The following is an 11,314-nucleotide window of genomic DNA, read 5'->3' on the forward strand; positions in this document are numbered from 1 at the left end:
GCAGGTGCGTGACCAGGCCCGCGCCGCCGCCGAGACCGCCCGCACCTGGGTGGAGCAGGCCCAGGCCGAACGCGTCCGCATCGAGGCCGAGCGCGCCGATGCCGCCGCCGCGGCCGCCGACGTGCGCAAGCAGCTGGACGCCCTGGCCGGGGAACTGGCCGCCCTGTCCGACGCCGCTCACCGCGATGAGATCGCCCGCGCCGAGCAGAAGCTGCGCCTGGAGAACCTGGCCGAGCGCGCCATGAACGAGCTCGGGCTCGAACTGGACCCATTGGTGGAGGAGTTCGGCCCCCACATGCTCGTGCCGGATGCGCAGGCGGCTGCGGCCGCCGCAGAACAGGACGGCGCTACCGGTGAGGCCGACGCGCAGGCGCAAGCCGAGGCCGCGCCGTCCGAGCTCAGAGCGCGCCCGGCCGGCCGGCCCTACGTGCGCCACGAACAGGAGAAGCGCCTGGCGCGCGCGAACCGGGACCTGGCGCGCCTGGGCAAGATCAACCCGCTGGCCCTGGAGGAACATGCGGCCCTGGAGGAGCGCCACCGCTTCTTGGCCGAGCAGCTGGCCGACCTCAAGCAGTCGCGCGCCGACCTGCTGCGCATCGTCCAGGACGTGGACCAGAGGGTGCAGGAGGTGTTCACTCAGGCCTACGCGGACACCGCCCGCGAGTTCGCGATCGTCTTCGACCGGCTCTTCCCCGGCGGCGAGGGGCGCCTGGTGCTCACCGACCCTGACGACATGCTGGCTACCGGCATCGACATCGAGGCCCGGCCCGCGGGTAAGAAGGTCAAGCGCCTGTCGCTGCTGTCCGGTGGGGAGCGCTCGCTGGCCGCGGTGGCGCTGCTGGTGGCGATCTTCCGGGCCCGGCCCTCGCCGTTCTACGTCATGGACGAGGTGGAGGCGGCCCTGGATGACACCAACCTGGGGCGGCTGCTGGACATCTTCACCGAGCTGCGGGCCTCCAGCCAGTTGATCATCATCACCCACCAGAAACGCACCATGGAGATCGCCGACGCCCTGTATGGCATCACCATGCGCGACGGCGTCACTCAGGCGGTTTCCCAGCGGCTCTCATCCGCTGCCCAGTAGCTCGGGCCAGCATGTGGGCGAGCAGCTGGCGCGGGCAACTGTGAGCCACTGTGACCAACACGGCGCTGTCTGGTGGGCGACACAGCCCGCCCGCCTTGGCGGCATTGTGACAAACGGAAGGCACAATTATGCCCATGGGCTCCATGATCCTCCCCCTCGCTGTCGTCCTCGTCGCCGCCTTAATCGTGCTCGGCCTGGTCGTCGCCGAGCGCTACCCGGTCGCCACCTGGCGTGACCGGCTGCGTGAGTTGGCCGGGTTGGCCCGGGAGAAGGAAGAGCCCGTCAAGGTGGTGCCCCAGGACGCGCGCCTTGAGGACCTCATGACCCGGGACGACTCCGCCGTGTACGTGGGTACCGAGTCCTTCTCCGGGCTCGTGGATGTGGTCGAGAAGGCCATGGACACCGCCGAATCCAAGGCCGCCGAGGTGCGGCGCAACAAGGACGCCGCCGCGGCCCGCCGCACCCGGGAGACGGCGCCGCAGCACTAGCGCCGCCATGGGCGCCCCCTCGCCTAAGGCGCCCACACTTGCCTGCCCCCGCGGGCGATCAGGCATGATGGGGCCATGGATCCCTTGCTGATCGTCCTCATAGTCGTCGTCGTGCTCGCCGTCGCCGGCGGTATCTGGTTCTACGCGGGGCGCAACCGCGGCGGCGAAGTGCCGCCGGAGATCGGCCCCCACCAGCCCACCAGCGCCGACGACGTCCTGCTCGCCCCGCCGCAGGAGCGTCCCTCCGCGCCGGGGGAGCGCCCCACGGAGCCGACTTTGGAGCAGCCGGCCCCGGAGGCGGCCGCACCGGCCACCCTGGAGCGTCCCGAGTCCATCCCTGGCCGCATGCAGCGCCTGCGCTCGCGCCTGGCCGGCGCCGGCGGCTTCGGGCGGGCCATCCTGGCCGTCCTGTCCCGCGGCGACCTCACCGAGGCCGACTGGGAGGAGATCGAGGACACGCTGCTGACCTCCGACCTCGGCATCGAGGTCACCACCTCGCTCATGGACGAGCTGCGCACGCAGGCGAAGGTCCTGGACACCTCCGACCCCGAGGCCATCCGGGGTGTGCTGCGCGAGGAGCTGTTGAAGCTGGTCGACCCGGCCATGGACCGCTCCCTGAACCTGGACAAGCCCACCCCTGCCGCGGGCTGGAATGCCGCCGACGGCGAGCCGGCCGCCGCCGTGCTCATGGTCGGTGTCAACGGCACCGGCAAGACCACCACCTGCGGCAAGCTGGCCCGCGTGCTCGTCGCCGACGGCAAGACCGCCGTCATGGGCGCGGCCGACACCTTCCGCGCCGCCGCCGCCGACCAGCTGACCACCTGGGGCCAGCGGGTCGGGGTTGAGGTGGTCCGCTCCGAGCGTGAGGGGGCCGACCCCGCCTCCGTCGCCTACGATGCCACCCGCGCGGCCGCCCGCGACGGCGTGGACGTGGTGCTTGTCGACACCGCCGGCCGCCTGCAGAACAAGGCCGGACTCATGGATGAGTTGGGCAAGATCAAGCGCGTCATGGAGAAGGTCGCCCCCGTGGGCGAGGTGTTGCTGGTGCTGGACGCCACCACCGGCAGAACGGCATGCGCCAGGCGCAGGTCTTCTCCGAGGCCGTCGGTATCACCGGTATCGTGCTGACCAAGCTGGACGGAACCGCCAAGGGCGGCATCGTCGTGACCGTGCAGAGGGAGCTGGGCGTGCCCGTCAAACTCGTCGGGCTGGGCGAGGGCGCGGACGACTTGGCGCCCTTCGACCCGGAGGGTTTCGTCGACGCCCTGCTCAGCTGAAACGCCGCTGCAACAACTTGCAGCTGCCTGTCATGCGCGTGTCACGGCTGCGACACCGGCCGCCAACGCGTCCCTGATTGGCTCTCTCCCGTGCGAATTCCCGCATATTCGGAAGGGAGAGATCTCATGGTCCTCGACACCGGAGCCACGGCCTGGATGCTGGTGAGCGCCTCGCTCGTGCTGCTCATGACCATTCCTGCGCTCGCGCTGTTCTACGGCGGTATGAGCCGATCCAAGTCGGTGCTGAACATGATGATGATGTCCTTCGGCGGCACCGCCGTCGTCGGCGTCCTTTACGTTGTGTTCGGCTGGTCCATGTCCTACGGCGGCAGCGACTTGGCCGGCATACTGGCCAACCCGTTCGAACAGCTCGGGCTGCACGGCGCGATCACGGACTCATCCGGCGCATTCCTACTCGACGACTACGGCGTGCCCGTAATCGTAGGAGTCGCCTTCCAGATGACCTTCGCGGTGATCACCGTCGCCCTGATCTCCGGCGCTATCGCCGACCGCACCCGGTTCGGCGCCTGGATGACCTTTGTGCCGCTGTGGGCGACCCTGTCCTACTTCCCCATGGCCCACATGGTGTGGGGCGGTGGCGCGCTCTCGAGCGACGGCTGGTTCGGCTCCATCGCCGCCCCCATCGACTTCGCCGGTGGCACCGTGGTCCACATCAACGCCGGTGTCGCCGGCTTCGTTTTGGCGGTGCTGATCGGCCGCCGCCGCGGTTTCGGGCGCATGCCCATGCGACCGCACAACCTGCCGCTGACCATGCTCGGCGCCGGGCTGCTGTGGATCGGCTGGTTCGGCTTCAACGCCGGCAGCGCCTTCACGGCGGACGGGCTGGCAGGCCTGGCCTGGGTCAACACCTCGGCCGCCGCCTGCGCCGCGGTCCTGGGCTGGCTGCTGGTCGAGCGCCTGCGTGACGGCCACGCCACCAGCCTGGGAGCGGCCTCCGGCATCGTCGCGGGCCTGGTGGGCATCACCCCGGCCGCCGGCTCCGTCACCCCGGTCGGGGCGCTGGCGCTCGGCGCGATCTGCGGAGTCCTGTGCGCTTTGGCCGTGGGCCTGAAGTACCGCTTCGGCTACGACGACGCCCTCGATGTGGTCGGTGTCCACCTGGTGGGTGGGCTGACCGGCACGGTGTTGGTTGGTTTCCTCTCCGAGGACACCGGCCTGCTGTACGGGCACGGCGCCGCGCAGCTGGTCGTCCAGGTGCTCGTCGCCCTGGTCGCGATCGGGTTCAGTCTGGTGACCACAGCCGCTTGCTGGTTCATCGTCTCCCGGACCCCGGGCGGCTGGCGACTGTCCGCCGACGCTGAGCACCTGGCGCCGACAAGGCCGAACACTACGAGTCCGCGTACGAGTCGCTCACCGGCGGCCGCCTGGCCACTGTCGTCGCCGGCCAGGAGCGTCGCCCCGTCATCGCTGCCAGCGAGGAGGCCTGAACCATGAAGCTCATTACCGCCATCATTCAGCCCTATCGGCTCGATGCAGTCGTTTCGGCGCTGGAACTAGTCGGCATCAGTGGGGTGACCCTGTCCGAGGCCCAGGGCGCGGGGCGGCAGAAGGGGCACACGGAGGTCTATCGCGGCGCTGAATACCAGGTGGATTACGTGCCCAAGCTCCGCCTGGAGATACTTTCCACCGACGCGCAGGTTGAAGCCATCATCGGCGCCATCTCCGGTGCTGCCCACAGCAGCGGCGGCGGTGCGCTCGGTGACGGCAAGATCTGGGTGACCGAAGTGGAGGAGGTGGTGCGGGTGCGCACCGGCGAGCGCGGCGAGGACGCGATATGACGCCGGCCCGGACAGCGCCGTGAGGGCCCGCACGTCCCCCGAGGTGGGACGGCGCGGGCCCTCCCCGCTATCCTGAAGCGTGCGCCGCGCTGCGCCGGACCTCGGCGTGAGTGCGCACCATCGACCCCTCCAACCACCTGCGCCCCGGCGCCAAGGAAGGACCCCGCGTGTTCGGCAACCTCTCCGATCGGCTCACCGCCTCGTTCAACTCGCTGCGCGGCAAGGGCCGTTTGAGCGAAGCGGACGTGGACGCCACCGTCTCCGAGATCCGCCGTGCCCTGCTCGAGGCCGACGTCGCCCTGCCGGTGGTGCGCTCCTTCACCGCCGCCGTGCGGGAGAAGGCCAAGGACGCCGCCCGCTCCCAGGCCCTGAACCCGGCCCAGCAGGTCGTCCGTATTGTCAACGACGAGCTGATCGAGGTCCTGGAGGGCAGTCCCGGGAGCTGAACTGGGCGGACCGCGGCCCGACCGTCATCATGCTGGCCGGCCTGCAGGGTGCCGGTAAGACCACCCTGGCGGGCAAGCTCGGCCGCTGGCTGAAGCAGCAGGGCAAGCGCACCCTGCTGGTCGCCTCCGACCTGCAGCGCCCCAACGCCGTCACCCAGCTGAGCGTGGTGGCCGAGCGGGCCGGCGTGGACGTGTGGGCCCCCGAACCCGGCAACGGCGTGGGCGACCCGGTCGCGGTGGCCCGCAGCGGCGTCGAGCAGGGCCGGGCCAATGGCTACGACGTCGTCGTCATCGACACCGCCGGTCGCCTGGGCGTGGACGCGGAAATGATGGACCAGGCCATCCGCATTCGCGACGCCGTGTCGCCCCACGAGATCCTGTTCGTGCTGGACGCATGGTCGGTCAGGACGCCGTCAACACCTCTGTCGCCTTCCGCGACGGGGTCGGCTTCACCGGTGTGGTGCTGTCCAAGCTCGACGGCGACGCCCGTGGCGGTGCTGCCCTGTCCGTGCGTGGCGTCACCGGCGCGCCCGTGCTGTTCTCCTCGATCGGCGAGGGCCTGGACGACTTCGAGCGCTTCCATGCCGACCGCATGGCCTCCCGCATTCTGGACATGGGTGACCTGCTGACCCTGATCGAGCAGGCGGAGCGCGCCTTCGATGAGAAGGAGGCGGAGGACGCCGCCGCCAAGCTCGCCTCAGGCACCTTCACCCTCGACGACTTCCTGTCCCAGTTGCGTCAGATCCGCAAGATGGGCTCGATGAAGAAGCTGCTGGGCATGATGCCCGGCATGGGACAGATGCGCGAGGCCCTGGAGAACTTCGACGAGCGGGAGGTCGACCGTATCGAGCGATCGTCTGCTCCATGACCCCGGCCGAGCGCCGCGACCTGTCCATCCTCAACGGCTCGCGCCGCTCCCGTATCGCCAAGGGTTCGGGCACGACCGTGCAGGCCGTCAACGAGCTGGTCAGCCGGTTCGAGGCCGCCAAGAAGATGATGGAGCCATGGCCTCCGGCGGGCCGGGTGCCCTCGGCGGTCCCGGCGGCATGCCTGGCATGGGCTCGTTGCCATCCACCGGCAAGCGTTCCAAGGCCCGGCAGGCCCCCAAGGGCAAGAAGCGCAAGGGCGGTAAGAAGGGACGCTCCGGCAACCCCGCCAAGGCCGCCCGACAGGCGCGCGAGGCAGCCGCCGCCCGCGCCCGGAAGGCCAGCGACGAGGGCGACTCGCCGGCTCCGGCACCGGCCGGTTCCGCTTTCGGGCTGGGCCAGCCCGCCGCCCCAGCGGCCCCCAGCTACGGCATTATGCCGGGGCAGGGCGCGGCACCCGCGCCGCAACCGCAGTCGCAGGACACCGACGCCGAGGTCGCCGACGCCATGGCCGCCCTGCCGGAGGATCTGCGCCGTCACCTCGGCCTGGGCTGAGCGGCGCGGGCCGGGCGACGCCGTCCGCCCTGCGTCCTCGGATCACCCGCAGCCGCCGCCTGGGGTAGCCTCACCCTCGCCCCGCATCCCCGACGGACGGAATGAACCGTGTCCGCTGCACTTACCGACGCCCTGTCCGGTTTCGAGAGCTTCGTCTCCGGCAACATTCTGGTCTGGATCCTCCTGGGCACCGGCCTGTATCTGACCGTGCGCACCCGCGCCGTCCAACTGCGGCTGTTCGTGCGCGCCATCCGCCTGGTCGCGCACTCCCGCCACCAGCGCGGCTCCCTGTCCAGCTTCCAGGCCTTTGTGATCGGCCTGGGCGGGCGCGTGGGCACCGGCAACATCGCCGGCGTGGCCCTGGCCGTCACCCTCGGCGGCCCCGGCGCCCTGCTGTGGATGTGGGTGGTGGCGATCCTCGGCATGGCCACGAGCTTCGCCGAGTCGACCCTCGCCCAGGTGTTCAAGGTCCGCAACGCCGACGGCATCTTCCGGGGCGGCCCCGCCTACTACATGCGGCGCGGCATCGGCGGCGGCCTGGGCCGGTACATGGGTGTGGCGTTCGCCGTCATGCTCGTGTTCTCCTACGGGCTCATCTTTCCAATGGTGCAGTCCAACACCATTGCCCTGACCCTGCGCGAGGCGCACGGCGTGAGCACTTCCGTCACGGCGATCGTGCTGATGGCGCTGACCGCGCCGATCCTCCTGGCCGGCATGCGGGTGGTCGCCAAGGTGACCGAATGGCTCGTGCCGCTGATGGCCCTGGCCTACCTGGTGGTGGTATGCGTGGTCATCATCGTGTCCATCGACCGGGTCCCCGGCGCTTTCGCCGACATCTTCGCCGGCGCCTTCAACCTGCGCTCCGGCTTGGCCGGCACCGGCGGCGGCATCTTCGCCACCTTCCTCAACGGCACCAAGCGCGGTCTGTTCTCCAATGAAGCCGGCCAGGGCTCCTCCCCGAACGGCGCCGCCACCGCCGACGTCGCCCACCCGGTCACCCAGGGACTCATCCAGGCACTGGGCGTGTGTGTGGACACCCTGCTGATCTGCACCGCCACGGGGCTGACCATCCTGCTTTCCACCCCTGCCGTTTACACCCCCGGGGTGGAGCCGCAGTGGGCGGAGACGACGCTGGTACAACACGCCCTGGCGGACGCCGTGCCCGGCAACTGGGTCATCTGGTTCATGAGCTTCGTGGTGCTCACCTTCGCCTACTCCTCGGTGCTGGGATACTCCGCCTTCGCCGAGATCAACGTCAGCTACCTCGGCGGCGGTCGACAGGCGGGCATCGCCCTGCGCCTGGCCATGACGGCCGCCACCGGGTTGGGTGCGCTGGTCGCCCTGGATTTGGCCTGGGTGATGGCCGACGTGGCCCTGGCCTTGATGACGATTCTGAACCTGGTGGCCGTGCTATGGCTGTCCGGCTGGGTGGTGGGCACGCTGAGGGACTACGACGCCCAGCGGCGTGACGGCGTGGCCGAGCCGGTTTTCGTTGCTCCCGGCAACCAGCTGCTGCCCGGTGAGCTAGACGGCGACGTCTGGACCGCCGACCGAGCCATCCTGCGGCAAGAGAGCCTCCACGAGGAGATCTGAGATCCCAGGACGCCGGCGTGCCGGGGCGATGTGGACCGAGGCAGGGCGGACAGTGGTGCACCCTGTGGGCGATCTCGCACCGAATCGGCGTGCCGTGGGCGCTCCACGGCTGGCATGTGACGGCGTCGCTCTGGCAGAATGCACGGCTGTACTCGACCGTTCCCGGTCCCTCTCCCGGTGCGATCGCGTCTCGGCCCTAACCGGCCCCCGTTGCTGTAACCCCACCGGGAACCGGCATGGGCCAAACCATCGAGAACCAGGAGTTTCAACCAAGTGGCAGTCAAGATTCGCCTCAAGCGCCTCGGCAAGAAGTTCGCACCCTTCTACCGGGTGGTCGTCGTCGATTCCCGTAAGAAGCGCGATGGCCGTGTCATCGAGGAGATCGGCGTTTACGACCCGATGCAGGAGCCCTCGCTTATCCGCATCGACTCCGAGCGGGCCCAGTACTGGCTCGGCGTAGGCGCACAGCCCTCCAATGCCGTCTTCAACCTGCTCAAGATCACCGGCGACTATCACACCTTCAAGGGCCTGAAGGGCGTCAAGCCCCGCCTGAAGGTCAAGGACGCCGAGGCCGAGGCCGCCGCCAAGCAGGCCGCCGTCAAGGCCGTCGCCGACGACGCCGAGAAGCGCAAGGCCGACGCCGCCGTCAAGCAGGCCGAGGCCCAGGCGGCCGCCGCGGACGAGGAGCCGGCCGAGGCCCCCGCCGAGGAGGCCTGACGTGCTCGCCGACGCACTCGAACACCTCGTGCGCGGCATCGTCGACAACCCCGACGACGTCACCGTCACCGCCCGGACGCTGCGCCGCGGCGACCTGCTGGAGGTCAGGGTCAACCCCGAGGACCTCGGCCGGGTGATCGGCCGGTCGGGCCGCACCGCCCGTGCCCTGCGCACGGTCGTCGGCGCACTGGCCGACTCGCCGGTGCGCGTGGACGTCGTGGACACGGACCGCCGCTGACACCGGCGCGCAGTTCTACTACCGCCGCTGCCCGCACCCCACCTCGGGGCACGGGCAGCGGCGTTTTAAGATGTCTGCCGCAAGGCATGAATCGTCGTCGTAAGGGATGGAGTAAGCACGGGTTGTCGGCGTGAGCGTGGTGCTTTAGCGCGGCGTGTCGTGGGGATTCCTACCGCCGGCCTTCGCTGTTTGGACCGCTTGCCCCGGTTTGGACCACTTGCCCCTGTTTGGACCGCGTAAGTCTGTTTGGACCGCTGTCCCCTGTTTGGACCGCTGTTGTGTGCCGCGTGGGCGGTCCAAACCGACGTAAGGGGTCCAAACCGACGTGGGCGGTCCAAACTGACGTATATGTTGGTTGTGCTCGTCGTGGGGCGTGAGCCTCACGCACACTCAGTGCTACCGGCTGCTACTAGACCGCCTGCCGCGAGCTTTTGCCCCTGGTGTACGGGTATTTGCCGCACACCAGGGGCAAAAGCTCGCAGCAGAGGGTGCTTGCGGTGCTGACGCGCATGTGGTGCTTGCGATGGTGATGCGTGCGGTAGGTGCACGCGCGGTAGGTTTGGGCACGTGCTGCTAACCGTCGCCCTCATCGGCCCCGCCCACGCCCTCAAGGGCGAGGTGCGCTTGGAAATCCGCACCGACGATCCCGAGGGCCGGCTCGCCCCCGGCGCCGTGCTCCCCGTCGACCCCGCCACCGGCCCCGCCGCTGCCGGACACCTGACCGTCTCCCGACTGCGCTTCGACGGCACCCGCTATTACGCCACCTTCGTCGAGGCCCCGGACCGCACCGCCGCTGAGGCCCTGCGTGGAGTGAAGCTGCTGGTGGACTCCGAGACCGAGGAGCCCGAGGACGACGACGCCTGGTACACCCACGAACTGGTCGGCCTGCGGGCCATCCGGGTGTTGGCCGACGGCAGCGCGCAGGAGTTGGGACAGGTGAGCGGCCTGGAGCCGGGTGTGGCCCAGGATCGCCTGGTGGTGCGCACCCCCGAGGGGCAAGAGGTTTCCGTCCCCTTCGTTCAGCAGCTCGTCCCCGAGATCGACCCCGACGCAGGCACCGTCACCATCGACCCGCCCGGTGGTCTGTTCCCCGGCCTGGGCGAGGCGGAGGAGGCCCGGTGAAGCGCCCGGCCCCGGCCGCTCCGGCGTCGGCTGCCGCCGGCTCGCTGTGCCTGGACGTGGTGACGATCTTCCCCGACTACCTGCGGGTACTCGACCTGTCCCTGATCGGGCGTGCGGCCACGGACGGGCTGCTGGACCTACGCGTCCACGACCTGCGCGATTGGACCCATGATCGCCACCGAACCGTGGACGACACCCCGATCGGCGGTGGCGCCGGCATGGTGATGAAGCCCGACGTGTGGGGCGCCGCGCTCGACGACATCCTGGCGGAGCCCCTACCCGCCGCCCCGACCGTCCCCCGGCGGGTGCTGGTGATCCCCACTCCCTCAGGCGATGTCTTTACCCAGCGCACCGCCGAGGACCTGGCCGGCGCCGATCAGCTCATCTTCGCCTGCGGCCGCTACGAGGGCATCGACGCCCGCGTGGCCGCGCACTATGCCGCGCGCGGTGTGGAGGTGCGTGAGCTCTCCATCGGCGACTACGTGCTCAACGGCGGGGAGGCCGCCGCGCTGGTCATGATCGAGGCCATCGCCCGCCTGCGCCCCGGTGTGCTGGGCAACCCCGACTCGATCGTCGAGGAGTCGCACACGGGTGCCGGCCTGCTGGAGTACCCCGTCTACACCCGGCCCGTGGCCTGGCGCGGCCTGGACCTCGCCGTCACCGAGCCGGTGCTCCTTTCCGGAGACCACGCGCGCATCGACCGCCACCGCCGCGACCAGGCGGTGGCCCGCACCGCCGGGCGCCGACCCGACCTGATGGCCCGTCTGAACCCCAACCGCTTGGACGCAGGCGACCGCGTCGCCCTGACCCGCAACGGCTGGGTGGCTCCGGCCGACGCCGCCCACCCGGTGCCGCTGGTGGTGCGTCCGGCGCTGGAAGCGGACCTGGGCGCGCTCGCGGACCTGGCGAAGCGCACCTTCCCCGACGCCTGCCCGAGCTTCCTCACCGCCGAGCAGATCGCCGCCCACATCGCCGTGAACCTGTCCCCGGAGCGCCTAGCCACCTGGCTGGCGGACCCGCGCGTGGTCCTGACCGTGGCCGAACTGCCCGACGGCCTGCCCACGCCCTCCGGCCGTCCCCGACACCCCGGCCCTGCCGCCCGGCGCCCTGGCCGGCTACAGCGCGGTGG

At 70.4% G+C, this 11,314-nt stretch carries 9 protein-coding genes and 2 pseudogenes; all 11 read left to right on the top strand.

The window, feature by feature from the left end; genetic code table 11:
• Positions 1-1,084: AAA family ATPase (locus tag BW737_RS10580; protein ID WP_257210729.1), on the top strand; the 1,084-nt coding region annotated here is incomplete at its 5' end.
• Between the two features lie 134 nt (positions 1,085-1,218).
• Positions 1,219-1,572 carry a hypothetical protein gene (locus BW737_RS10585; protein WP_086616016.1) on the top strand — a complete coding sequence of 118 codons (354 nt, stop codon included), beginning with the start codon at positions 1,219-1,221 and terminating at the stop codon, positions 1,570-1,572.
• 75 nt (positions 1,573-1,647) lie between these two features.
• A pseudogene (gene ftsY / locus BW737_RS10590) lies at positions 1,648-2,849 on the top strand (signal recognition particle-docking protein FtsY).
• A gap of 126 nt (positions 2,850-2,975) precedes the next feature.
• Positions 2,976-4,304 carry an ammonium transporter gene (locus tag BW737_RS10595; RefSeq protein WP_218961899.1) on the top strand — a complete coding sequence of 443 codons (1,329 nt, stop codon included), beginning with the start codon at positions 2,976-2,978 and terminating at the stop codon, positions 4,302-4,304.
• Complete coding sequence (locus BW737_RS10600) at positions 4,301-4,648, top strand: P-II family nitrogen regulator (RefSeq protein ID WP_086616014.1); 348 nt, start codon at positions 4,301-4,303, stop codon at positions 4,646-4,648. Before BW737_RS10595 ends, BW737_RS10600 begins: the two co-directional genes overlap by 4 nt.
• 167 nt (positions 4,649-4,815) lie before the next feature.
• Positions 4,816-6,515 (top strand): annotated as a pseudogene (gene ffh, locus BW737_RS10605) (signal recognition particle protein).
• Between the two features lie 108 nt (positions 6,516-6,623).
• Positions 6,624-8,108 (top strand): alanine/glycine:cation symporter family protein, encoded by a 1,485-nt coding sequence (locus BW737_RS10610; RefSeq protein ID WP_086616013.1) that lies wholly within the window; start codon positions 6,624-6,626, stop codon positions 8,106-8,108.
• 273 nt (positions 8,109-8,381) lie between these two features.
• Positions 8,382-8,825, top strand: coding sequence for a 30S ribosomal protein S16 (gene rpsP / locus BW737_RS10615; protein WP_086616012.1), 444 nt, complete (start codon positions 8,382-8,384; stop codon positions 8,823-8,825).
• A gap of 1 nt (position 8,826) precedes the next feature.
• The gene (locus BW737_RS10620; protein WP_086616011.1) at positions 8,827-9,063 is read left to right on the top strand and encodes an RNA-binding protein; all 237 of its coding nucleotides are present in this window, start codon (positions 8,827-8,829) and stop codon (positions 9,061-9,063) included.
• A gap of 567 nt (positions 9,064-9,630) precedes the next feature.
• Positions 9,631-10,185, top strand: a complete 555-nt coding sequence (gene rimM / locus BW737_RS10625; protein ID WP_086616010.1) for a ribosome maturation factor RimM — start codon at positions 9,631-9,633, stop codon at positions 10,183-10,185.
• 44 nt (positions 10,186-10,229) lie between these two features.
• Positions 10,230-11,314, top strand: a 1,085-nt coding sequence (gene trmD / locus BW737_RS10630; protein ID WP_099330373.1) for a tRNA (guanosine(37)-N1)-methyltransferase TrmD, incomplete at its 3' end; no start/stop codon positions are given.

The sequence above is a fragment of the Actinomyces ruminis genome, assembly GCF_002154335.2.
GTDB classification, from domain to species: Bacteria; Actinomycetota; Actinomycetes; order Actinomycetales; family Actinomycetaceae; genus Actinomyces; species Actinomyces ruminis.

What these genes read in the sequence shown, in the direction of transcription:
- BW737_RS10585 (WP_086616016.1), top strand. Translation starts at nt 1,219, where the DNA reads ATGGGCTCCATGATCCTCCCCCTCGCTGTCGTCCTCGTCGCCGCCTTA.
- BW737_RS10600 (WP_086616014.1), top strand. Translation starts at nt 4,301, where the DNA reads ATGAAGCTCATTACCGCCATCATTCAGCCCTATCGGCTCGATGCAGTC.
- BW737_RS10595 (WP_218961899.1), top strand. Translation starts at nt 2,976, where the DNA reads ATGGTCCTCGACACCGGAGCCACGGCCTGGATGCTGGTGAGCGCCTCG.